Source organism: Micromonospora chokoriensis (assembly GCF_000718555.1).
GTDB lineage: Bacteria > Actinomycetota > Actinomycetes > Mycobacteriales > Micromonosporaceae > Micromonospora > Micromonospora chokoriensis_B.
In genome coordinates this window covers 227,125-251,120 of record NZ_JOAN01000015.1, presented here as the reverse complement: position 1 = coordinate 251,120, position 23,996 = coordinate 227,125, and the positions used below count along the sequence as shown (strand labels likewise).

14 protein-coding genes are annotated in these 23,996 nt (G+C 70.0%); 5 read left to right on the top strand and 9 right to left on the bottom strand.

The window, feature by feature from the left end; all coding sequences use genetic code 11:
* Positions 1–96 precede the first annotated feature (96 nt).
* The 4 genes from IF46_RS34505 to IF46_RS0120905 form a co-directional block, all read right to left on the bottom strand.
* The gene (locus IF46_RS34505; protein WP_157563268.1) at positions 97–693 is read right to left on the bottom strand and encodes a hypothetical protein; all 597 of its coding nucleotides are present in this window, start codon (positions 691–693) and stop codon (positions 97–99) included.
* Complete coding sequence (locus tag IF46_RS0120915) at positions 693–12,287, bottom strand: LamG-like jellyroll fold domain-containing protein (protein WP_157563265.1); 11,595 nt, start codon at positions 12,285–12,287, stop codon at positions 693–695. The genes IF46_RS34505 and IF46_RS0120915 overlap by 1 nt, the downstream gene beginning before the upstream one ends.
* Before the next feature lie 109 nt (positions 12,288–12,396).
* Positions 12,397–12,969: a BMP family ABC transporter substrate-binding protein gene (locus IF46_RS33355; RefSeq protein ID WP_157563261.1), complete on the bottom strand. Its 573-nt coding sequence runs from the start codon at positions 12,967–12,969 to the stop codon at positions 12,397–12,399.
* Between the two features lie 60 nt (positions 12,970–13,029).
* On the bottom strand, positions 13,030–15,000 hold the full coding sequence (locus IF46_RS0120905) for a potassium channel family protein (RefSeq protein ID WP_232234101.1): 1,971 nt from the start codon (positions 14,998–15,000) through the stop codon (positions 13,030–13,032).
* A gap of 95 nt (positions 15,001–15,095) precedes the next feature.
* Between IF46_RS0120905 and IF46_RS0120900 the strand changes: the two genes are divergently transcribed.
* From IF46_RS0120900 to IF46_RS0120880, 4 genes are all read left to right on the top strand, one after another.
* Complete coding sequence (locus tag IF46_RS0120900) at positions 15,096–15,584, top strand: MSMEG_6728 family protein (protein ID WP_030490039.1); 489 nt, start codon at positions 15,096–15,098, stop codon at positions 15,582–15,584.
* A 30-nt stretch (positions 15,585–15,614) separates the two neighbouring features.
* Positions 15,615–17,168, top strand: coding sequence for a hydroxysqualene dehydroxylase (locus IF46_RS0120895; protein ID WP_030490038.1), 1,554 nt, complete (start codon positions 15,615–15,617; stop codon positions 17,166–17,168).
* A gap of 67 nt (positions 17,169–17,235) precedes the next feature.
* The gene (locus IF46_RS0120890; RefSeq protein ID WP_051724042.1) at positions 17,236–18,444 is read left to right on the top strand and encodes a hypothetical protein; all 1,209 of its coding nucleotides are present in this window, start codon (positions 17,236–17,238) and stop codon (positions 18,442–18,444) included.
* Positions 18,445–18,655: 211 nt separating this feature from the next.
* The gene (locus IF46_RS0120880) at positions 18,656–19,099 is read left to right on the top strand and encodes an HNH endonuclease (RefSeq protein WP_030490036.1); all 444 of its coding nucleotides are present in this window, start codon (positions 18,656–18,658) and stop codon (positions 19,097–19,099) included.
* Between the two features lie 72 nt (positions 19,100–19,171).
* Here the strand turns inward: IF46_RS0120880 and IF46_RS34840 are convergent, their stop codons facing one another.
* Both IF46_RS34840 and IF46_RS0120870 read right to left on the bottom strand, forming a co-directional pair.
* Positions 19,172–20,674, bottom strand: a complete 1,503-nt coding sequence (locus IF46_RS34840; protein ID WP_051724041.1) for a serine/threonine-protein kinase — start codon at positions 20,672–20,674, stop codon at positions 19,172–19,174.
* Between the two features lie 94 nt (positions 20,675–20,768).
* On the bottom strand, positions 20,769–21,536 hold the full coding sequence (locus IF46_RS0120870; protein ID WP_030490034.1) for an enoyl-CoA hydratase/isomerase family protein: 768 nt from the start codon (positions 21,534–21,536) through the stop codon (positions 20,769–20,771).
* Positions 21,537–21,725: 189 nt separating this feature from the next.
* Between IF46_RS0120870 and IF46_RS0120865 the strand changes: the two genes are divergently transcribed.
* The gene (locus IF46_RS0120865) at positions 21,726–22,289 is read left to right on the top strand and encodes a hypothetical protein (RefSeq protein WP_030490033.1); all 564 of its coding nucleotides are present in this window, start codon (positions 21,726–21,728) and stop codon (positions 22,287–22,289) included.
* Here IF46_RS0120865 and IF46_RS0120860 read toward each other — a convergent pair.
* The 3 genes from IF46_RS0120860 to IF46_RS0120850 all read right to left on the bottom strand — a co-directional run bounded on the left by IF46_RS0120860 (position 22,277) and on the right by IF46_RS0120850 (position 23,848).
* Positions 22,277–22,921 (bottom strand): histidine phosphatase family protein, encoded by a 645-nt coding sequence (locus IF46_RS0120860; RefSeq protein WP_030490032.1) that lies wholly within the window; start codon positions 22,919–22,921, stop codon positions 22,277–22,279. The genes IF46_RS0120865 and IF46_RS0120860 overlap by 13 nt on opposite strands.
* A 70-nt stretch (positions 22,922–22,991) precedes the next feature.
* Positions 22,992–23,411 carry a VOC family protein gene (locus tag IF46_RS0120855; RefSeq protein ID WP_036392805.1) on the bottom strand — a complete coding sequence of 140 codons (420 nt, stop codon included), beginning with the start codon at positions 23,409–23,411 and terminating at the stop codon, positions 22,992–22,994.
* Positions 23,412–23,446: 35 nt separating this feature from the next.
* A complete protein-coding gene (locus IF46_RS0120850) occupies positions 23,447–23,848 on the bottom strand; it encodes a helix-turn-helix domain-containing protein (RefSeq protein WP_030490030.1) in 402 nt (133 codons plus the stop codon).
* Positions 23,849–23,996: the final 148 nt, after the last annotated feature.

The window sequence follows — 23,996 nt, the reverse complement described above, 5'->3', positions numbered from 1 at the left end:
GCGCGGCGAAGGTCCTTCATCAGCAGCAGCGCACCGTCGGGCCGGTCCACAGTTACCGCAGCCCGGCTGCGTCCTGCGGCGCCGTAGTTCAACCCTTTACACCTCGGAAAACGGATTGATCACGGCAGCCCTGCGCAGCAGATCTCCATATGCCTCATCGTCGACCCCGTCGGAACTACTCAACTCAGAGATGGCGTCGCCCAGGAAGTTGACAGCCAAAATAAATCGACTCCCTTCAGCAAGCAAATCCGGCGCGAGCTCATAAATGTTGGGACTTAGCGTCACGGCCAACGACTCAAGAGCATAATAGAGCCAGGACGGATCGAACGAGCCCTGCAAGTCTGCGGAGGCAGCAACAAGCGCCGCATCAACGCAGACCGACGCATCAAGTGTGTACGTACTCCACGGCGAGTCCAGGTCATGACCATTCGGCACCGAATTGAGAACTCGATCACGAAGATCCTGGTTGATTCGAGCAGGAGCCGCACCAACTGCGAACTCCCTCGAAGCCGACAGTGCAATTTCTGCGTCAGGAAATGTCCATCGACGCGAAAAACGCACTTCCACCTCACGCAGGATCGGCAGCAATGCGTACCCGCAAACCCCAAATAGAGCAGACCTTGCCCGCCACGACAACTGCGGCAATTGCTCCTCCAGGGGCCTGGACACTTCCCCCAGATCAACCGAATTCATCAGTTATGCTCGATTCCCTGAGCGTCCATCTGAGCCGCGCAATCGTGCCGGTCCGGCCCACAGGCGCCCTGATTGTCGCTTGCCACTCGCTTTAGAGGCGATGGCGGCTCAAAGAGGTTTGGCCGCTTATCGTACATCAATTCCTCCTCTGCGTGCAAACCATTGACCTGAGGAACGACGCGAACTCCCAACTGCTTGGCCTTTGCCAGCTGGTTGGGATCGAGCGGGTTGCTTGCGCCAGCCGTGAGGAAACCGTCAGCATCCTGTCCGACAGCCACCACTTTGCTATTGGCAGCTGCCGGATGCTTGGCGTTCATGCGAATATCCCGAGCGAGTCCCTTAAGCGTAGGAATATCGCAAGGCGGGACGCTCTTATACCCACCATCGTTATTGTGAACCAAGACCGGTGACTCGCCGACGACCACAAAATACGTGTGGATGTCAGCGACGGTGAGGTCGCGCATCTCCTCAACGCCGAGCTCGTTGAGCACCGCGACCACAGTGACCGCACCCTTGCCCTTGACCAGCAGCTTGGTGCCCGGCTTCAGGTCCTTGGCGTCGTCCCACTTCCGCTCCGAGGCGTTCCAGAACGGGTGGTGCCAGGTCGTCTCGACCTTCGTCACCTTGCCGTCCTGGTCGCGGACGGTGAGGTCGGTCAGGTCCCTGTCGGTGTTCCGGTGCAGTTGGGTGACCTGCTTCGGCTCCGACTTCCCCGCCACCGGGTCGGTCGCCATGACCTTGTCACCGACGTTGACATCCTCGATCGGCCGGCTGCTGCCGTCGGCCATGAGGACCCGGGTCTTCGGGTCGAAGCTGTGCCGGGGGCCCCTGTTCGATCCCGAGCATCCGCCACCACCGCCACCGACCGCGAGGCCGAGCGGGTTAAACCCACCCCCACCACCGGAGCCGCCCGAAGAAGCCCCACCGGAACGCGCGCCACCGCCGCCCTTGCGGCTCAACCCACCGAGCCCCGGCACCATGTTCTCCGCGGCAGCCCGCGGGTTGTAGGTGCCCGACGTGGCCAACTGCCCGACCGCGTCCTCAACACCGTTCTCGGCGGCCTCGGTCGCCAACCGGCCCACCAGGCCGGTGCCGACCTTCTTCGCCACCGCAGCACCGACCCGTGCCGCGATGGCACCACCGGCACCGCCGATCAGCCCGGTGACCGCACCGGTACCCAGAGAGCCCAGCGCGTCACCGATGCTGTGGATGTCGCCCTGCGCGGCGTCCTTGGCCAGGCTGATCAACGCCCCGGCGCCGGCCATGCAGGCGATCGCACCGACACCTGCGGTCACCGCTGTGCAGGCGATACCTGCCAGAATCGCGCCACCGATCGCGGCGACCTCCAGCAGGACGTCCTTGTGTTCCTTGACCCACTTGGTCGTCGCGTTCGCCGCGTCCCGCACGGCGGTGGTGGCCTTCTTGACCACCCGCTGCGCCTTGGCGGCGATCTTCTTACCGGCCTGCTTCAGTTTCGCCGCAGCCTGTTTGGCGCGCTTCTTGACCGCCGCTATCTTCTTGGCGACGCGTTTCTTGACCTGGTTGTACTTCTTCTTGATCGCCCGCTTGGCCTGGTTGTACTTCTTCTTGACCTGCTTCTTGATCTGGTTGTACTTCTTCTTGACCTGGTGAACCTTCTTCTTCACCGCCGCCTTGGCCCGCGAGACGGTCTTCTTCACCGTCGACTTCGCGGCGCTGTAGGCCGACGACGCGTACGAGTAGGCCGAGGACGCGTACGAATAGGCGGACGACGCGTACGAGCGGAAGCTCGAGCTGACCGAGCTGACCGCGCGGGAGAAGGACTTCTTCAGGCTGCCCAGACCCCAGTGCCCGGTCGGGTCGGTGACGGTGAGCGGGTTCGCGTCGCCGTACTGGTAGCGGTTGGCGTTGATCGAGTCCGGTAGCGGGCTGTTGCTCGCCGTGTCCCGGGTGTCGAACTGGCCGGTGTCCGTGTTGTACCAGCGGGCGTGCATGTTGACCCGGCTGGTCAGCGCGTCGGTCCACTCCGACTGGTAGCCGAGCTGGCCGAGCAGGCCGCTGGTGTTGAGCGCCTTGCCCAGCGGGTCGTAGGTCACCGAGCCGGCCAGCGCCGTCCCGGTCGGGGTGAACTGCCCGACCACGTCGGAGTGCAGGTCCGTCCAGACCATCCGCTGGTTACCGCCACCGGTGGTCCCGACCACCTCGCCGGACGGCCCCCGCACGTAGCTCGCGCTGGAGTCGGCCGCCAGGTCGTTACCCAGACCGGTGTACGCGTGGCCGGGCCGAATCGCGCGGCCCAGACCGTCGTACGTGTAGGTCTGCGTGCCGCCCGCCGACTGCTGCGACACCACCTGCCCGAAGGCGTCGGTACGGGTGATGTTGCCGCCGGCGTTGTCCAGGGTGCCCCGGGCCGTGTAGGTGTAGCTCGCGCCGTCGGCGGTCAACAGCCGGTTCCGCTGGTCGTAGGTGAACAGCTTGGAGCCGTTCTGCACCCGGTTACCGGACTTGTCGTAGGCGTACGCGGTGGTGTTGGCGCCGTTGTTCCAGGATGTCAGCCGGTCGGCCAGGTCGTAGCTGTAGGTGTTCGCGGCCGAGCCGGCGAAGCCGGTCGTCGACTTCGAGGTGATGTTGCTGTTCTCGTCCCAGCCGTAGGTGATCTTCGCAAGCGACGCCCCCGCGGACGACTTCAACTCGTCGCCGGTGAGCCGGCGCAGCGGGTCGAAGGTGAAGTCGCGGGTGTTGCCGTTCGACCCGTAGGTGATCTTCTTGACCTGGGAGAGCGTGTTGTAGGTGTAGGCCATCTGCACACCGGCCGACGAGTTGGCCAGCTCCGAGAGGCGGCCCGCGCCGTCGTAGGTGTAGGAGGTCGTGCCGGCCGCGTCCTGCCGGGAGGCCAGTCGACCGTCGGGGTCGTACCCGAACGTCGAGTTGCCCGACGGGCCGGTCACCGACCTCGGCAGACCCCGGTCGTCGTACGCGATGGTGTTCGTGCCGCCCGAGCCGGACAGTGAGGTCATCCGGCCGGCGACGTCGTAGCCGAAGCTCCGGTCCTCCGTGGCGACCTCGGCCCCCACGCCCGACTGCCGGACCAGTTGCCCCAGATCGTCGTACTCGTTGGTGACCGCCACCCCGCCCGGCATGGTCTGCTTCGCCGGGCGACCGGACTTGTCGTACGACAGGGTGAAGGTCCGGTCCGCCGGGTCCGGGTGCGCGGCGGTCGCCGGTTCGATCATCGCCTCCGGCAGCCCCCACGAGTTGTACCTGGTGTGGAAGGCGTTGCCCCGACCGTCGGTGAACCGGGTGCGGTTGCCCTCCAGGTCGTAGCCGAACGTGGTGACGATGGAGTCTGACGCGGAGATCGGCTGCGTCTCCTTGGTGACCACGCCGGTTGCGTCGTACTCGTAGGTCACCGTGGTGCGGCGGGCGTCGGTGCTGGCCACCATGTTGCCGGCCCGGTCGTAGCGGGCCGACTGCTCCGACAGCAACGTCCCGGTCGGGCTGTACTCGGCGGTGCGGGTGGCCCGATCCGCCATGTCGTAGGTGACCGAGGCGTACGACCCGTCCGGGCGGATCGTCTTGGTGGTCCGACCCTCGGCGTCGTACTCGTAGCGGCTCACGTTGTTGGCGCCGTCGGTGACCGTCAGCGGATCACCGAGCACGTTGTACGTCGTCGAGCTGTTCACCCCAGCGGCCGTGGTGACCTGCGACGGCCAGCCCTGGGCGTTGTACGTGTAGTTGGTGGTGTGGCTCTTGCCGTCCTGCCGAACCACCTCCGTCGAGGTGACCGTGCGGCCCAGGTAGTCGTAGGTCGCGGCGCTCACCGCCCCGGTCGGGTCGGTCGACGACAGCACGTTGCCCGCGTCGTCGTAGGTGTAGGTGGTGGCACCGTCGTTCGGCGCGACCTCCTTCGACGCCCGGCCGAGCTGGTCGTACTCGTAGCGGGTGACCTTGCCCAGCGGGTCGGTGACCGCCTCCAGTTGCCCGTTCACGTCGTAGCTGTGCCGGGTCTCCGGCACGATCGGCGTCGTCGACCCGGGCGGGGTGTACGCCGGCGCCTTGTCCGACACCACCCGGCCCACCGCGTCGTACTCCACCACCGACCAGTTGCCGTTCGCGTCCCGGGTGTCGGTCGGCTCGTCGAACGTGTTGAATCCGACCAGGCTCACCGCGTTGGCCAGGGCCGGCAGCTGTCCGGGCTGCTCGACCATCGCCGCCGGGGCGGTGGTCTTCACCGCCCGGCCCTCCTCGTCGTACCCGTAGTGGGTGGTGTTGCCGTTCGGGTCGGTGACCGAGGTGGGCAGGTCGTCGGAGTCCAGCACCTGTGAGGTACGAATGACGTACGCGTCCGCCGCCGGGGCGGTCCCCGCCTTGACCTGCGAGACCTCCGCGTCACTCAGGGCCTTCTGGTACACCTGCACGTCGCTGACCGCGCCGGGGAAGAAGCCCCAGCCGTCCGCACCGCCGATGGTGAGGCCCGTGATCGTGTTGTTGAACGTCTCGGTCGTGGTCGCCGTGGCCTGCACCGCCCCGTTGGCGTAGAGCTTCATCGTCTTGTTGGCCGGATCCACGGTGAGTGCGATGTGCGTCCAGGTACCCACCGCCGACGCGGAACCAGCCGCTCCGCCGCCCTGGACGAACATGTTGGTCCCGTCCGCCTTGCGGACCGCCGCTCCGGCGTACCACCGGTCGTCACCGGGCGCGTAGAAGACCTTCGCCGCCGAGGCGCCGATCCCGCCCGACGCGCTGAAGACGAGCTGCTCCGTGTTGCCCAGGGCCGGGTTCTTCGAGGCGAGCTTCGCCCAGGCCGAGATGGTGAACGCCCTCTTGGCGTCCACGACCGGACCGGTCTTCAGGTACCCGCTCGTGCCGTCGAGGACGGCCGAGCCGCCGCGGTCGGTGGACCAGGTGACGTTGCCGATCGCGGTGGCCGGGCTGTTGCCGGTGGAGTCGGCAGCCTTCGTGCCGCTGGTCTCGTCGAGCTTCCAGCGCGCGACCGGGGTCAGTGCCGCCGACGGGTACTCCGTCTCGGCGATGGCCCGGCCGGCGCTGTCGTAGAGCGCGTCGGAGACGCTGGTGACGGTGCCGTCCGGCCCAGAGGACACGGTGGAGATGACGTTGTCGTCTGCGTCGTAGGTCAACGCGGTGCGGCGCTTGAGCCCGGTGGGGTCGACGACCGCCGCCGTCGACCGGCCCGCCGCGTCGTACTCGGTGGTGGTGACGGTGTGACCGTTGTTGGTGATCTCGCTGACCACGTTGCCGGCGGCGTCGTAGACGTTCTCCTCCACCACGAACGTCCGGGTGCCGTCGGTCCGGCTGACCTTCGCTTCCAGACCGTTGTCGGTGTACGTGTAGCTGGTGGTCCAGCCCATCGCGTCGGTCTCGCTGGCCAGCCGACCCGCCGGGTCGTACGCCCGGGTGGTGGTCACCAGGTCGCGAGGAGCCGAGGGGTTGTTCGGGTCACCCGTGTAGCCCTGCACCGTCGTGGTGAGCAGGTTGCCCTCGACGTCGTAGGTGCTGCTGGTCACCCCGCCGTCGGGGCCGGTCTCCTTGACCACCCGGCCGTACCGGTCGTACTCGAAGGCGGTGGTCTGGTTGACGCCGTTGGTGGTCGTCGACTCCTGCCCGTACGAGTTGTAGGTGTGCTTCTCGGTACGGGACGCGTCGCCGCCGGTCAGATCGCTGACCGTGACCTCGGTGATGTTGCCGTCGTCGTCGTGCACGGTGGTGGTGCGGGCGGTGTGGATCGCGCCGGTGACCCGGTTGGTGACCCCTGGCTCGGTCTCGGTGACCTCACGGCCCAACCGGTCGTACTCGTGGCTGGTGGTGAGCCCCGTGGGGTAGCTGTCGGTCACCTCGGTCTCGGTCAGCAGCCGGCCCAGCCCGTCGTACGCGTAGCGGGTGACCTTGCCCCCCGGCTCGACCATCTCGGCGACGTCGCCGCTGGCGTAGTAGGTGATCGTCTGCGTCTGCCCGCCGGCGGTGGTCACCGTCGCCGGCAGGCCAGCCGGGGCGAACCCGCCGCCCTTCGCCGCGACTGTGGTGCCGTCGGTGAAGGTGGTGCGGGTGACCCGGCCCAGCGGGTCGGTGATGCTGGTCTGGTTGCCCTTGCCGTCGTAGCCGTAGCTGGTCAGGTAGCGGTTGTCCGTGGCCGACGACGATCGACCGTCGCGCATGGTCAGGATGACGTCGTTGCGCGGGTCGGGCGTGCCACCGATCTTGATGGAGCTGCCCGTCGCCCAACCGCCGGTCCCGTTGCCCGACACCAGGTACATGTCGTTGTCGGTGGTCTTGTGGTAGACGATGTCGGCCAACTTGTCGCCGTCGAAGTCCCCCGCGCTGAGCAGGGCCTTGGCGGTGCCCCAGCCGGTGCCGACCCGGGTGGCGGTGGTGCTCAACCAGCCGCCGGACCCGTTGCCCCGCAGCAGGTAGAGGTTGTTGTCCGCGCTGCTGCGGTAGAGCACGTCGGGTTTGCCGTCGCCGTCGAAGTCGCCCGGCGAGACGAGCAGGTTCGCGGCGCTCACGTTCGGGCCGATCAGGGTCGCGGTGGTGCTCAACCAGCCGCCCGAGCCGTTGCCCTTCAGCAGGTACAGGTTCTTGTCGGCGGAGCTGCGGTAGATGATGTCGGGTTTGCCGTCACCGCTGAAGTCCTTGGAGTAGACCATCAGGTCCGCGGCGCTGACATTCGGGCCGATCTTGACCGAGGTGCTCGACACCCAGCCACCCGCGCCGTTGCCGTTGAGCATGTAGAGGTTGCCGTCGGAGGCGCTGCGCCACAGCAGGTCGGGCTTGCCGTCGCCGGAGAAGTCCTTGGCCGCCACCGCCATGTTCGCCGCGGCCAGGCTGGTCCCGATCTGCGTTGGCAGGCTGGTCAGCCAGCCACCCGCGCCGTTGCCCTGCACCATCTGGATGGTGTTGTCGGCGGCCCGGTAGACCACGTCCGGAGCGCCGTCACCACTGAAGTCCTCGAACATCATCGGCAACGCGGCGTCCGCCCAGTTCAGGGGCTCGGCCGAGTTGGCGTAGTAGGTGTAGTAGACCGACGAACACTTGCTGGCCGACTGGTCCTGACAGGTGATGACCTGCTTCGTGTTGCCCCGGGCGTCCTGGAGCTCCTGGGACCAGACCCCGCGCGGGTCGTACGTCAGGTTGCCGTAGCCGCCCACGTCGTACCCGAACTTGGTGGTGTTGCCCAGCCCATCGGTCTGGGCGACCATCCGGCTGCCGTTGACCAGGTCGTAGCTGTAAGAGACCTTCTCGCCCGTCGGCCCGGTGACCGAGACGGTGGAGACGGGCATCGGGATCGCGCTGGCGACACCGTTGACCATGGTTACCGCGACCGGCGCGGTCTGCTTCGACGCCTGGAAGTGCGCGCTGACCTGGTCGGCGGAGAGCTGTGAGCGGTAGAAGGCGACCTCGGCGATCGAGCCGGTGAAGTAGCCGACATCGCGGGCACCACGCCCCGGCCAGGCGCCGGCCCACTTGCCCGCGCCGACGTACACGTTCTGCCCGTCGGCGGTGACCAGCGCGTTGTCGAGCTTGCCGACCGCGACACCATCGAGGTAGAGCGACTGCGTGTTGCTGGCGGCGGAGAGCACCACGTGGTGCCACTTGTCGTCGTTGACCGCGCCACCGCTGGTGATGACCCGGGTCGCGCTTCCGGTCCAGAAACCGCCCCGCAGCTTGCCGTCCGTACCGACGTAGAGCGCCGGGGTCCACATACCGGCGACGGTCGGGTCCGACACCGGGCTGGCCTGATAGCCGTAGAGAACTCCACCGGCGGTGTTACCGGCCGGCATCTTGAACCACATCTCCACCGAATTGGGTCCGGTGGTCGGCGCGTCTTCGGGTGGTAGCTGCAGATAAGACGTCGTGCCGTTGAAGGATGCCGCCCGACTGTCACTGAACGGGCCGGCGACCCCCAGGGTGGCGGAGCTGTAGGTGGCGACACCGCCCTGCACCTCGTTGGCGGCGTCCGTCGCCTCGACGTCCCCGAGCCGCCAGTAGTCGGCCGGCTTGCCGCCGAGCACCGACGCCGCGTAGACGTCACTGCTACCCGAGACGGTGGGCGTGCCCATCGTCCAGACGCCGCCGTTCTCGTCGGTGACCGTGGACACCCGGCCGGAGGTCTTGTCGTAGCCGACCTGGGCGGTGACTCCGCCCGACGGGCGGACCACCTTGGTGAGCACCGGGTGGGCGGTTCGGCCGGAGCTGTGCAGTGCGGTGACCGTGGTGCCGGTGAGCGCCTGGTTGAAGAACGACACCTCGGCGATCGAGCCGGTGAAGTAGGTGGCCCTCGCCGGAGTCACGCCGCTGTTGACGTGGCTTGGCCAGCCGCCGCCGACGAACCCGGCACCGACCAGCACATTCGCCGAGCCGCCGGGGATCTGGGCGATGGTGCCGTCGAGGGTGCCCCGGTCGACCCCGTCCAGGTAGAGCTTCTGGGTGTCCCCGGCGCCGGCCAACACCACGTGGTGCCAGGCGCCGTCGGTGACCGTCATGTTCGTGTTGATCGGCGACGGGAATCCGTTCCAGAACGATCCACGCAGTTTGCCGTCATTGCCGATGTAGATCGACGGGGTGTAGTTGGCCGACGTGGTGCCGTTGGTGATCGCATCGGCCTGGTAGCTGAACAGCACGCCGTTCGGGGTGGTGGTCTTGAACCACATGCTGATCGACTGGTACTGGCCGTCGCTGACCAGGTTTCCGGGCAACTGCACGTGCGAGCTGGTGCCGTTGAAGCCGGCGGTGGTCGCGGTGGAGCCGGGCAGTGCCGCCGCCTGGCCCAGCGCGACGTTGTTGTAGCGGGCGTTGTCCACGCCCGCGTTGCCGAGCACCGAACTCGCCGCCGTGGTGGCGCCGGCAGCCTCGGTCAACCGCCAGTACGAGTACGGCCCGGCGTTCAGTGTCGCGTTGGCGTACTGCGAGGTGCTGTCGTGCTGGTAGGTGGTGCAGGCCGTCGCGCTCGTCGGAGGGCAGACCTTGGCCAGTTGGTCGCTCGTGCCGTAGGTGTACTGCCAGGTCGTCGAGGTGCTCGAGTCACCGGGGACGGCCGGGTCGGTGGACACGGTGGCCGGGTGGACGTACTCCGAGCCGGCCGGGGTGGACCAGGTGACGTAGAGCGACCGGCCGGAGGCGGAGGTCACCTTCGTCGCGTTGGAGCTGGCGTCGTACGTGAACGTCATCGTTCGACCGTTGGCGTCGGTCACGCTCGTGATCTTGAAGACTCCGCTACCGGCCGACTGGGCGAAGACGTAGAGAGAGGCGTCCTTGTCGGTAAGCGTGTAACCGGTGACGGCTCCGCTGACGTCCTTGTTCTCCTTCAGGACGGAGAACCGGCCGGAGGCCGGGGTGAACGTTCCGTCGGCGTTGCGGCCGAGCGCCACGTCCTGGCCGGTCGGGTACGTGATGAGGACCGACTGCACCTGGCCCGCCACGTCGCGCACCTGGGTGGCCCGGGTGTCGAGCATGCTGGACCAGCCGGCGCCGAAGGCGTTGCTACGCCGGGCATCCAGGCTGTTGTAGCTGCGGGTGATGGCCAGCGACGGGCCGACCGTGGCGACGCTGGCGTCCGTGGCCGAGGTGGTGTAGTTGCCGATGCCGGCGTCGTAGCCCTTGCCCGAGTTCTGCGCCAGACTTCCGGTGAGCAGCGGCTGCGGCACCGACGTGGTGAACGCGTACGCCGGGTAGACCGCGCTGGAGCCCGCCTTGTCGTTGACCTGGACGGTGTAGAGGTAGCTCTTGTTCCAGGTCAGCTTGCCCGCTGGAATGGTCCAGCTCGCCGTCGCGACCCAGCCCGAGTTGGCCACCACCGCGCCGGTGCCGGCGTCCGCGACCACGTAGTTGTAGGTGAAACCCTTGTTCGGCCACTTGTCCGGATCGACCGCCCGGGAGTGCAGCTCGGGGGTGAGGGTCTGCACGACCGCGTTGTTGGTCGGGTAGCGGACGTTGACCTGCGGCGCGACGTTGTTGGTGTACGTCAGCTCCAGGTACGGCTTGTAGCTGCCGTCCGAGTAGTTGGCGGCGGTGAACCGCTTCCAGGCCGTCGAATCCGTCTCCGAGGCGGTCAGCGCAAGGCCCTCGTTCATGCCACCGGTCGACCAGTCGTTGAACGTGTCGACGGCGAGCGGCACGGTCACCCATTTGCCGGTGCTCCGGTTGGGCGGGTTGTTGGTGCAGGCCGGGTAGTTGTCGGTGATGGTCAGCGAACCGATCGAGGAAGAGATGGTCGGCCCGGGGTGCGCGGCGCTTGTCAGGCCGGCGACCGTCCACGCCTGCGTCACCCGGTGCACGTCGAACGCCTTGTGCGAGGTGCAGTTGAAGGACCAGGTGTGGTAGAGGCGCAGCTTGGCGGCGCTGAACCGCTTGCCGGCGAGGCCATCGCTGGCGAACTCGTCGAAGTGGATGAACGAGCGCGCCTTCACCGCACCGTCGTACGTGCCGACGGGCAGGTTGTCGCCGTTGTGATTGGTGGTCTCGCTGTCGTTGTCCACGTACACGTCGCCCGTCGTGCCGGTGGTCGCGGTGGGGTCCACCCGCACCGGATACTGGCGGGCCGGGTCGCGCAGCCAGGCCGGGTCGGCCACGACCTTGAGCGCGGGTGCACCAGCGAGCGTGATGATCTCGAAGGTCACCGCGTCGGATTCGGCCGGCGCGCCGGACCTCGGGTCGACCTTGGAGTCCTGCATGGAGCCGTGCGGAAACCAGGCCACCGCCGTGCCAGCGGCATTGAGCAATTCCACCGATCCCGCGTCGGTGAGCCGAGGGGTCAGGCCAGTGAGTCGCAGCGGGAACACCCACGTGGAGGCCGCTTCCGGCGAGCGCAGCACCAGGGTTTCCTTGATGCCGGCGTCGAAGGTGGTCAGCTCCAGGTCGGTGTCCGGCAGAACATCCCGGTAACGAGCGGTCGGGCCGGTCACCTCGGGCACGTTGACGGTGCCGCCCTCAAGCCGGTAACCGACGCTCTCGCCGCCGGGCAGGGTGAGCTGGGCGAGGTCGCCGTCCGTGGCTGAGTTGGCGGCGCGCCCGGACGCCCCCGAAGTCCCGCCGGCGACCGACACACCGAGCCGGTTCGCCGTGACGTGCAGGCGGCCGTCGGAGCGGCGGGCGAGATTCGAGTCGATCTTCTGCCAAGTGCCGTCCGACGCGCGGTAGTTGACCGGACGGTTGTAGGTGCGCTTGGTGATGGAGCCGTCGGCGTTCGCGAAGATGTCCGAGCGCGCGCTCGACTTGCGGGCATCCCGCGTGCTGGTGCGGGCGTCGAAGCCCGGCTCGGCCGCATCCGTCACCTCGGGCGTGGTGGCGATCCGGTGCGGCTGGTACGCCTCAAGGGTGCCGGGCGCGGGCTGGGGTGCCCGCCCTGCGCCGGTGCCGGCGTCGGTCGCCGAAGCCGGCACGTGCGGATCAACCGTGACCGGCTTTCCCCTCTGCTGCACGGGAAGGCCCACGAACGCCGCGGTCGCCGACCAGGCGGGACGCTGCGCGAACCAGGTGAGCCACGTGAGTGGGAACTCACCACCCGGCCGCACCACGTCGGCCGGTATGGCGACGGTCAGCCCGAAGACAACGGCGACCACGAATGCGACACGGCGTGGCCCACTGGTAACGGATCGGCGCATGGCCGGTCCCCTCCCCCGCGAAGTGAAATTACCAACGCGGAGTGTGATCTCTCATCGATCTTCGGCACAAGATGTCCGAACGGCCAATCCTGAGAGAAACCTTGGAGTCTCAGTCCCTGTTGGAGGCGAGGGCCGAGACCACGTCCCGGGCCTTACGCTGCACCGATTCCGAGTTGGCGTCCTGCTCGACCACCACGTTCGGGCCCGGCGTCGCGGCACCGAAGGCGATGAATTTCGCAGCGGGGAACCGCGCGGCGGTGGGACCCACCGCCTGCACCGGAGCATCGCCGACGGCGAAGATCACCCCACAGCGGCTCTGCACCAGGCTGGCGAGGAACGTCTCGGCGTTCTCGCCGGTCTGCGGGCCGTCAACTTCGAGGAACTGCACCTTGACCTGCGTCGCGATCGAGGCCTCCTGCATGCCCGTCCACACCGGACGAGCCTCCGGAGCGGCGACGCCCGCCGCGCCGGTGAGCAGGCACGCCGTCTCGGCCCGGTACTCGCGCTGGCGCGGCTCCGGCTCGGCCTGGGGCCACAGCGCCCAGCCGACGACCACCGCGATCAGACCGGCCGCCGCGAGCAGCCACCACCCAGACTGAGCCCGCAGCCACTGTACGACCGCCGTGTCGCGTCGCGGTCGTTGCGCGTCGCGGGCTCGTCGACCCACCCCACCACCAAGCACGGGCGCACCATACTCGGCCGACGCCACCGCTGGGTGCCGCAGCGGCCAGACCGGGTGCCGTCAGCTCACCTCGCTGGTCCCATCATGTCGGCGGGTCAGCTCGAAATCGTCAGTTGGGCCGCCGGTGGTTGTCGTGGAAGCACCCCCGGTGGGCGGAACGGGATGCGCCACGGCGACCCCCGAGGCTGTCTGGCCCGGCACTGCGGGAGACGCCGCCGCTGGGGCGTGCACCCCACCGTGGACCGGCCCGGCCGGCCGAGAGAGCGGGTCCGGGTGGGCGGGCGGGGCGCACTGGCGCGTCAGCCAGTCCAACCCGCGCCGCCGGGCGACGACGGTCAGCCGGTCACCGGCGAAGATCACCTGCCGGGGATCGAGATCCTTCCACCAGATCGTCTTGGCACCGCCGGCCGGGGTACGGGCGATGAGCCGGACCTGCCCGTCCCGGTTGACCACGTCCAGCGGCCGGCCGTCCAGCTCGGAGCCGGGAGCGACCGGCACCTCGGCGACCGGCAGCGCATGCCGGTCGACCGGGATCGTGGTGATCACGGCGCGTTCGGTGAGCGCCCCGATGAAGGCCGGGGCAGCCAGGTAGGAGACCGACCGGGACACCCCGAGCGCGAAGGTTTCCTCCACCCGTTCGGCGAAGTCGCCGTCGAAGAGCCGAAGCACCACCCGTAGGTCGGCACGGAGATCGCGGGCAGCGAGCGCCGCCTCCAGGTTGGCCACGTCGTCGGTGGACGCCACCACCAGCGCCTGGCAGTCGGCCACCGACGCGGAGACCAGCGTCTCCGGCAAGGCGGCGTCGCCGACGATCAGCGGCACCTCCAGTTGGCGGGCCAGGGCAGCGCCGCGCGGCTCCGGGTCCTTGTCGATCGCGACAACCTCGACGTCGTACTCGCGCAGCTGCGCCACCACCCGCGTGCCGACGTTGCCCAGGCCGATCACCACCACGTGCCCGACCCGCGCGGGCTGCAACCGGCCGGTATGCAGGGCCAGCCGGGCGTTGACGATGCCGTCGACCACGACCGCGGTGATCAGCGGGATCAGCGCCAACCCGGCCAGGTTGAGCACCACCTGCATGATCTGCGCGCTGGCCGCCTTGTGCGTGTCCGGATCCGCGCCGCTGAGCGTGGTGACAAGCGTCAGGTAGAGCGCCTCGGCCGGGGAGACACCCTCGGCCCGAGAGATCAACGCCCCCAGTACCGCGATCACCGCGAGCACCAGCATCACCGCAACGCCGATCTTGCGGGTGGCGAAGCCGCGTACGGCACGCAGCAGCACCTCCATCGGGCGGCGCCGACGGCGGGCCCGGACCAGCTTGCGGGCGGCGACCTCGGTCCCTGGCGGCTGACCGGTCGCCTCGGCGAGCACCAGGTCGGCGCCGGCCTGTTCGGCCGGCAGCAACTCCACCCCTTGCGCCACGCTGACGTGCGCCAACGCGCAGACCACGTCCTGCGGTCGGACATCGGCTCGCCGCGCCACCCGCAGCGTCTTGTCCCGATGTTGGAAGGAGCTGGGGTCGACCTCGTTGAGCGCGGCGGCCACGAACGCCGGCGCGGCCATCTCGGCGTCGGACAGCACCTCGACCGGCGCCTTGAGCAGCTTGCGCACACCGTCGGCGAGAGTGCCGTTGAACATCCGCAGCACCTGACGGACCCGGTGGTCGACCGCCTGGGCGCAGAGCGCGGCGTGCAGGTTGCCCACGTCGTCCTGGTGCAGCAGCGCCAGCCCGGTCGCCCCGGCCAGGCCGGCGGCCTCGAAGGTCGCCACGTCCAGTCGGTCCGAGCGGACCACCCGGACCCCACGCAGCCCGGCCACGTCCGGGCCGTTGCTGCGGTAGCGCTCGGGCACCACCACTGTCACCCGGGCCCCACCCGCCGGCAGCTCGGATTCGAGCAGCGCCCGGGCCACGTAGTAGGCGAGCGCGTCCTTCCCGCAGATCACGTAGTGCGGGCGTGGATCACCGACGGCCCGCAGTCGCCAGTTCCACTCGACCGCCCGTCGCGCCCGGTCCCGCCACGGCTCCGCCATGCCCGGATCGTAATCAGCACAGCCACGGTGGGCGACCCCGTCCGGATCATCCCGGGACCAGGCATGCCCGCCCCGGCGACGGGTAGAGCAGCGACATGCAGACTTTCCTCCCGTACCCGGACTTCCTGGCCAGTGCTCGCACGCTGGACCAGAAGCGGCTGGGCAAGCAGCGGGTGGAGGCCATCCAGGTGCTGCGCGGGCTCACCCGACCCGGGTACGGCTGGCGTAACCACCCGGCCGTGAAGATGTGGGCCGGGTACGAGGAGGCGCTCGTCCGCTACGGGCTGGACATGTGCGCGGTCTGGACCGAACCGGGGCGGGCCGACACCTGTGCCACCACGATGACAGTCGACCTCGCCGCCGCCTGCGGGGCCGGCGTGATACGCACCCAGGACGAGCTGGCCCGCGCCGGTGAGCTGCCCCCGTGGCTGGGCCGCGACGACCTGCACCTGAGCCACCGCTCGTCGCTGCTGCGCAAGGACCCGACGCACTACCGCCCCCATTTCGGCGACGACGTGCCAGCGGACCTGGAGTACGTCTGGCCCGCCTCGGACCGCCCCCGCCGCTGCTTACCAGCCGACTGAGCCGAGGTGGGGCAGACTGGGCCCATGGCGCTGGCGCTGTCGCAAGTGGTAGGTCGACTGATCGGCGTACGGCAGCATCAGGTGGACCCGGGCGGTGGTGGCGCGGCCCGCGTGCCGCGACCGACCACGGCGCTCGTGGTGGGCGGTGGCATCGCCGGCATGTCGGCGGCGGTGGTGCTGGCCGAACGGGGTGTGGCGGTCACCGTGCTGGAGGCGGCGCCGACGCTCGGCGGTCGACTGGGCGCCTGGCCGGAGGCGCTCGCCGACGGCAGCCAACGCAACGAGCACGGCTTCCACGCGTTCTTCCGGCAGTACTACAACTGGCGGTCCATCCTCCGCCGAATCGACCCTGACCTGGGCTTCCTCAAGCCCATTCCGGGCTATCCGATTCTCAGCGAGCAGTGGCCGACCGAGGAGTTCGGCAAGTTGCCGCCCGCGCCGCCGGCGAACCTGCTGGCTCTGCTGTTGCGCAGCCCCAGCCTGCGCCTGGCGGACCTGCGGCTGATGGACCGGGACGCCGCGCTGCCGCTGCTCAGCTACGACCCGGTGCGCACCTACGCGGACCTGGACGACACCACCGCCGACGAGCTGCTGGCGTCGCTGCGACTGCCGGACCGGGCACGGGCGATGCTGTTCGAGGTCTTCTCGCACTCGTTCTTCAACCACGAGGCGGAGATGTCGGCGGCCGAGATGGTCGCCCAGTTCCACTTCTACCTGCTCGGCAACCCGGAAGGGCTGGCCTTCGACTGCCCCGACGAGGACTACGCCACGGCGATCTGGGAGCCACTCACCCGGCACGTGGAGAAGCACGGCGGCCGGGTCCGCACCAACTGCGCCGCCGTCGAGGTGCGCCACGACGCCGAGGGCTGGCGGGTGACGACCGCCGACGGCGACAGCCATCCGGCGGGGCACGTCGTGCTCGCCGTCGACCCGCCGGCGCTCGCCGCGCTGGTCACGGCCTCGCCGCACCTGGCCAAGCGGGCACCCGAGCTGGCAGCGCGAATGCCGGCCTTCGGCACCCCCGGCCCGCCGTACGCGGTGGCCCGCTACTGGTGTGCCGGGGACGTGGCCGCCGAGCGGGCGGTGTTCAGCGGCGTGTCCCGCCAGCCCACTCTGGACTCGGTGACGCTCTACCACCGGCTGGAGAACGAGCCGCGGCGCTGGGCGCAGCAGACCGCCGGGTCGGTCATCGAGCTGCACGCGTATGCCTGCGAGCCCGGCGTGCCGGCCGAGGAGCTGGCCGAGCGGATGCGCCGCGAGCTGGTCGCGCTCTGGCCAGAGGCCGGCGACCTGCGGGTCCGCGAACTGCGGGCCCGGGTCGAGGCGCAGGCGCCGGCCTTCACGCCGGGCAGCCACGCCTGGCGACCGGGGGTACGCACCGACGCGCCCGGCCTCTACCTGGCCGGCGACGGCATCGCCACGGACTTCCCGAGCGCGTTGATGGAGCGCTCCGCCGCGACCGGGATCATCGCCGCGAACCACATCCTGCGTGCCGAGGGCGGCGCGGCCGAGCCGGTGCGCTCGATCCGACCGCGCGGGCTGCTGGCCGGTCGCGGCAGGCCAAATCGACAAAACACCACATAAGCCACGGTACGCTGCCGTACGCTCGAATGATCAACCGTCGATCAGCCGGGCGGGAGGGCAGCGGGAGATGTCACCACTGCACCGCGCCGGCGCGGAGAACGGTTCGTCGATCGACGAGATCGGCCGCGACGACACGTACCCGCTGATCCGCGACGAGCGCGCCTGCATCGTCACCGCGCTGCGGCTGGGTTGGTGGATGGCGGACGCCTACCACCACGGGCAACACGCGGAGCCCCGCGCCTTCGTCGAGACCCGCCCGGCCGTGCCGCCGGCCAAACTCTCCAACCTCACCGAGATGTCTGTCCACCGGCGAATGCGGATGTACCTCGACGGGGTGGACGTCGCCCTGGCCCAGATCGCCGACCTCACCCGGCACACCGGGCCGGCACCCGACACCTCGGCCGCCCGAGCCCTGCTTCCCGACCTGGGTCAGCCCGACCCCGCGGACCCGGTGCCGCTGCTGCTCGCCCTCGACGACCTCAACGTGGAAGTGCTGCGCTGGGCGATGGCCGCCAACCACCGGGTCGGGCTGGCCTACCGACTGGGCCGATCCATGGCCGACACCGTCCGAGCCGGCGATGTCACCCAGTTACTACGGCAGTTCGGTGGCCGACAGATCCAGATCAGCAGATGGTTGGACGAGCTGGCCAGCGTGCTGCCGCCGTACTCGGCCGCAGTGGTGCGCCGGTCGATGACCGCCTGGGCGAGCGCTGTCGACCGCGCCGGCCACGGGGACCAGACCGAGCCGGCGCCCGCCGCACTGAGCCGGGCTCTACGCGGCCAGGGCGACCTCTGGCGCGACGTGCTCACCGGCGGCCTGCACCCGCGCGACCTGCTCGACGAGGAGGACTACGCGGTGATCGCCAGAAACCTGATCATCCGGGACCGGCGACTGGTGGCGCAGGCGGCACGGGGCATCTTCTGGCCGGTGCTCGTACCCCTGCTGTTGGTGCTCTTCGCGGTCGTCGGAGTGAGTGCCGCCGCAGCCGCCGGCTCACCGACCACCCGGGCCACCGTCGCACTGGTGGGCCTCGGCGCCGGGCTGGCCGCGATCTGGCGGTCGGTCTCCGGGCCCGCGCTGGCCGTCGCCGGTGAGGTCAACCGGCCCCTGCTGGACAGCGAACTCACCGCCCGGATGGCCCTGCGGCTGAACCGGCCGCTGACCACCGCCCAGGCTACGGCGAAAGCAGCCCCCCGCACCCGTCGGCAGCGGCGGCCCGACGAGGCCGGCCGATCGAAATACGTTGCCCCTGTCTCCCCCGTCGACCTACCGTGAGCGCGCAAGGTCAACCACCACCGCAGGAGCAGCTCATGACGATGTCGCACGTCACCACCGTGCCGTCGACGCTGCCCGGCGACGGTTACCGAGCGGAAGGTCCCCGGGCGGGCCGGCCCGACTGACGCGTACCCGTACGCGCCGAGCCGCCCCGTCCGACAGCCGGACCGGGCGGCTTCTTGCTGTCCGTCATCTCAGGAAAGGAGTCCCGGTGGACGCCGTCCTCGTCATCAACGCCGACCTCGGCCCGCTGCACCGGGTCACCGTCCAACACGCCGTACGGATGCTCTGCCGTCGGGTGGCCGAGATCCACGAGGCCGAGCCGGACCAGGTCATCGGAGTCTTCCCGATGCCCCGGGTGGTGCGGCTGGTCCGCTTCGTGGTCACCCGGTGGAGGTTCAACTCCGGGCCGACCTGGTCGCGGGCCGGTGTGCTGCGCCGCGACGACAGGTGCTGCGCGTACTGCGGCGGGTCGGCCTCCACCATCGACCACATCCTGCCCCGCTCGCGCGGCGGCCGGAACACCTGGCGGAACACCACCGCCGCCTGCTACGCGTGCAACCAGCGCAAGGGCGACCGGACGCCCGCGGAGGCGGGCATGCCGCTGCGCCGGGAGCCGGTGAACCCGGGCTGGGGGGCGCTGGCCGGGCGGTGACGGACCGGCCGGCGGGAACGGGGGGTCGCGTCCGGGGTACGTCCCGGGCGCGGCATCCCGCCGGCCCCCGAGTCAGGCAGTGCGCTCCTTGACCTGCGATTTCAGGCTGCCGTTGGGGCAGTGCACCCGGATCTCGCTGCGGTACTCGGTGGAGGTCAACTCGACCACGATCTGCTTCGCCGGGCCCGGGTCGTACGCCTCGACCCGGAACTCGGGCGCCAGCCGCACCGTTAGCACCTCGACCGACTTCCCCACGCAGCGAGCGGTGACCGTGCCGCCGCGTGCGTCCACTGGTGTGCCCGTGGCGGGGGTAGGCGTCGGCGCGGCACTGGTCGGGGTCGCGCCTGGAGTGGTGGCCGTCGGGCCCGGGGCGGTCGGGGCGGCGCTCCGGGTAGCGGGTGCGGTCTTCCTGTTCGGCGGCACAGCGGATGGTGCGGGGTCTGCCCCGCCGATCGGCTCCTCGGTGCGGGGCATCCCCACCGTGGTGGTGCCCGGGCCGCTTCCGGTCGGCGAAGCGCCCGGCCCCTGTCGACGGTTGCTGAGGTCACCGAGCGGCCCGGCCAGCGCCACCGCGACAATCACGGCGCCGCCGACAGCCAGGATGGCTCGCCGCCGACGCCAGGGGTGACGCCTCATCGACTGCGCCGAACCGCCGGTCGCGGCGTTGGTTGGCTCGGCGACGTCTGCCGACGGTTCGGCGACTGTCGCGGCTGCCTCCGGCGCGGATCCGCCAGCGGCGACTGTCGCGGCTGCCTCCGGCGCGGCTCCGCCAGCGGCGGCGAGCAGGATGCGGGCCGCGTCGGCGGCCGGCGGCCGGTCGGCGGGGTCGCCGGCCAGGCACCAGCGGTAGAGCCGGTGCACCTCGGGCGGCACACCGTCGATCGGGGGCAGCGGATCCGGCTCGACGTGCGTGTGTGCCCGGAGCATCCCGGTCTGCGCCTCGGCGGGCCAGGGCAGCCGGCCGGTAAGCACCCGGTGCAGCAGCAGGCCGAGCGCGTACACGTCACTGGCCGGCAGCACCTCGCCGGCCTGCAACCGCTCCGGCGCCAGGTACGCCGGCGTACCCAGCAGCCGCCCCTCGAAGTCGATCTCCGGCGCGCCGGCGGCCGCTGCGATGCCGAAGTCGAGCACCTTCGCGCCGGCCGGCGTGAGCATCACGTTGCTCGGTTTGATGTCGCGGTGCACCAACCCCTGCTCGTGCGCGGCGGCGAGCGCGGAGGCCACCTCGGCGCACACCCGCAGGCTGGCGCGCGCCGGCAACGGCCCGGCCGCCAACCGGTGTTCGAGGGTGTGACCGCCGAGCAACTCCATCACCACGAACGGAACCTCGGCACCGTCCAGCGTCGACTCGCCGTAGTCGTAGACGCTTGTGAGGTGTGGGTGCGACAGCCGGGCCGCGGCCTTGGCCTCGCCCCGGATCCGCTGACGGGCATTGGTGTCCGTGGCGACCAGCACCTTCACCGCCACGTCCCGTTCGAGCACCTCGTCGTACGCCCGGTGCACGGCCGACATTCCGCCACTGCCGAGGCGCTCCAGGAGCCGGTAGCGGCCCGCGAGCAACTGATCACGCTGCACGACGGACAGCCTGCCGTACCGACCTGGGAGCGGATGACTCGGGATCGAGGTATTGCAATGGGTGCGACACTCGCCGGCCGGGGAGCACCTCTGGTCACTCGTCGGTCGGTGGCCGCCAGGCGAAGCGGGGCTGCCGACGTTCGGTGATCGCGGCGACCCCTTCCCGGGCCTCGCCGGTGGACGTCACCTTCCGGTGCCACCAGGCGATCCGGGCGGGCTCGGCCCGATCGTCGATGATCTCCTTCGCGGCGGCGATGCTCAGCGGCGACCGCTGGGCGATCGTCGCGGTCAACTCGTCCACCCGTACGGCGAGCCGGTCGGCCGGCAGCACCTCGTCGACCAGGCCGATCCGCAGGGCGCGCTCGGCGTCGATCAGCTCGGCGGTGAACAGCAGATGCTTGGCGGCGGATGGGCCGACCAGCCGGGCCAGCCGGCGCGTCGTCGGTGCCGGATAGACCAGGCCCAGCCGAGCCGGCGGTACGCCGAAACGGGCGTCGTCGGCAGCGATCCGCAGGTCGCAGGCGACGGCGAGCTGAGCACCACCCCCGACGCAGGCACCTCGGATGGCCGCGACGGTCGGCTTGGCGAACCGGGCCAGCCGTTCCTCGGCGGCTGTCGCGATGCTGGCGTCACCGGCGTCCAGCAGCTCGGCCAGGTCACCGAGGTCGGCACCCGCGCAGAAGGCGTCGCCCGCGCCGGTGAGCACCAACGCCCGTACGTCGGGGTCGGGCTCCAGGCGGTCGAGCAGTTCGGGGAGCTGACGCCACATGGCGGCGGTCATCGCGTTGCGCCGGGCCGGGTTGCGTATCACCACGGTCGCGACCGGCCCGGCCACCTCCACGGTCAACTCCGCGTCCGACACGTCCGCTCCCTCCCGCGCCACCTGAGCGACGCCGCCAATCTGCCGAGCAATCTTGGACAGTTTCCGTTAGCGCGTAACGGAAACTGTCCAAGATTGCCAGAAACAGCTCCCACCGACTCCGTCCGGGTGTGGTGGCGGGGGTGGGGGTGAGTGGGGGAACCGATGGTTGGGGTTGCGCGTCCGACGGAGATGAGACCCGCATCGACGACCGCCGTCACGATCGCGCTCCTGGCCGCGCTCGCGACCGGTTGCACAACCGTCGACCGAGCCCCCACCACCCCGACCCAGCCTCCGGTCACCACCGTTACCGGCCCGGCCACTACAGCTACCGGCCCGTCCGGCACGGCCACCTTGCTGCCGACCACCGCCCCCACCGTTAGCCCCGAGGCCAGCGGTGTGGCACCTCGAGTGACCTTGCGGGGCTCCGGCGGCTTCGCCGGGCGTGGTGACTCCATCGTCGTCGAGCCGGACGGCCAGTGGACCGTGACGGACCGGGCCGGCAGTCGGCGCACCGGCCGGCTCACCCCTGCCGATCAGGGCATCCTGGCGGGACTGGCCGCCGATCCCCGGCTTCCCACCGAGGCGCGGCTGCCGACCACCGCGACCACCTGCGCGGACGTGATGCACTACCGCCTCACCGTGGGCAGCAACGAAACCGGGTACGCCGACTGCCCGGCCGAAGGGCCCCCGCCGCCAGCCACCCAAGCGGTGGTCAAGCTGCTGCTGCGCGCCACCAACACTTACGGCAGGTAGTCCGGGGGCAGGCCGGTGCCCCGCAGCTCCGGCGGAAGGTGGGCCACGTCGTTGACCGCGATCAGGCTCGGCGGGCCGGCCGCGCTGTACCGGATGACGGTCAGCCCCGCGTTGTGCGAGTTCAAGCCCAGCCAGCGCCGCTCCGGCGCGTCGAGGGCGTGCCGCACCAGCCAGGCGATCAGGAAGCTGTGCGTCACGACCAGCTCGCGGACCGGCTCGCCGCCGGCCGGCCCCTCGCCCACCGGGCCGGCGAATCGCCGTACCGCGTCCGCTGTCACTCGCGGCCCGTCGACCCGCTCGGCCGCCGAGAACTGCGCCAGGAAATCGGCGTACGCGGGCGGCAGGCCAGCCGGATCCGTGTCATGTGGGAGGTGGTCACCGGCCAACTCCGTCTCGTACACCGGAACCTCGGGCAGCGACTTGACGATCAGCTCGGCGGTCTGCGCGGCCCGGCGCAGCGGCCCGTGATGGACGGCGGCGAACCGGCGGCCCCGCAGTCGTTCGCCGAGCAGGGTGGCCTGCCGTCGGCCGCGCTCGGACAGGCCGGTATCCGGTTCCCCGGCATCGGGCCCACTCAGCTCGGACAGATCCTGCTCGGCGTGTCGAGTCAGGTACAGCAACCGGGTCACCATGCCGCCCACCTCAACACACCGGGAGGTACGGATTCGACCCCGCACCTCCCGGTCCCGCGGCCCGGTGCCCCTACGCCCGGGGGAACATCTGGCCGATGCGAATCCGGTTGCCGAACGGGTCCCGGATGCCGAAGTCGATCCCGTACGGACGCTCGGTCGGCTCGTCGGTGATCTCGACGCCTTTAGCCACGAGGTCCTCGTACGTCTTGTGGGCGTCGTCTGTGGTCATGAAGAGGTACCCACCGAGTGCACCCTTGGTGAGCAACTCCCGGACCTGCTCGGCGGTGGCCGGGTCCAGCGCCGGTGGGCCCGGCTTCTCCAACAGGATCTCGCGCTCCGGGTCGCCCGGCAGGTTGACCGTAAGCCACCGCATGAAACCGAGGTCCTGGTCGGTGTTGACCTCCATACCGAGCTTGTTGACGTAGAAGTCAAGCGCGGCGTCCTGGTCGAGGACGTAGATCTGGGAACGGCTGATCGCGTTCATCGTCATGCCCATGACGCTAGAGGTCGACGGTGACCTGCTGCTTATCCAAAACTGCTGGGTCGGGTCCAGGCTTTGGCGAAGCACGACGGCACATTGGCCGGCGCGACGCGGTGCCGCCGAAAGTCCGACGGTGACGCACCGACGATCTGCCGGAACGTCCGACTGAACGTACCCAGGCTGCCGAAACCGACGGCGTAGCAGATGTCCGTTACATCCCGGTCGGTCTCCACCAGCAACGCCATCGCCCGCTCCACCCGGCGGCGTTGCAGGTAGCGGTGCGGGGTCTCACCGAAGGTGGCCCGAAAGGTACGGATGAAGTGCGCCTCGGAGACGTGCGCGATCCGGGCCAGCGCGGGGATGTCCAGCGGCTCGGCGTACGCCCGGTCCATGGCGTCCCGGGCACGCAGCATCGCCCGGTTCGACTCCTCCACCGCGCGACTCATCGGCCCCCGCCTCGCTCCGCTCGTTGCCAGGCCCCAGGCTATCGGGCAGACCCACCCGAGGCCGGCCGCCGTCACTCTGGGCGGACCCGCGTTGTTCCTCGCTGGGCACCCTATTCGAGTACGTGGTGTCGCCGCTGCCCTCGCTAAC

Coding starts and splice junctions, on each gene's coding strand:
- IF46_RS34505 (WP_157563268.1), bottom strand. CDS start 693: ATGAATTCGGTTGATCTGGGGGAAGTGTCCAGGCCCCTGGAGGAGCAA.
- IF46_RS0120915 (WP_157563265.1), bottom strand. CDS start 12,287: ATGCGCCGATCCGTTACCAGTGGGCCACGCCGTGTCGCATTCGTGGTC.
- IF46_RS0120905 (WP_232234101.1), bottom strand. CDS start 15,000: ATGGCGGAGCCGTGGCGGGACCGGGCGCGACGGGCGGTCGAGTGGAAC.
- IF46_RS0120900 (WP_030490039.1), top strand. CDS start 15,096: ATGCAGACTTTCCTCCCGTACCCGGACTTCCTGGCCAGTGCTCGCACG.
- IF46_RS0120890 (WP_051724042.1), top strand. CDS start 17,236: ATGTCACCACTGCACCGCGCCGGCGCGGAGAACGGTTCGTCGATCGAC.
- IF46_RS0120865 (WP_030490033.1), top strand. CDS start 21,726: ATGAGACCCGCATCGACGACCGCCGTCACGATCGCGCTCCTGGCCGCG.
- IF46_RS0120860 (WP_030490032.1), bottom strand. CDS start 22,921: ATGGTGACCCGGTTGCTGTACCTGACTCGACACGCCGAGCAGGATCTG.
- IF46_RS0120855 (WP_036392805.1), bottom strand. CDS start 23,411: ATGACGATGAACGCGATCAGCCGTTCCCAGATCTACGTCCTCGACCAG.
- IF46_RS0120850 (WP_030490030.1), bottom strand. CDS start 23,848: ATGAGTCGCGCGGTGGAGGAGTCGAACCGGGCGATGCTGCGTGCCCGG.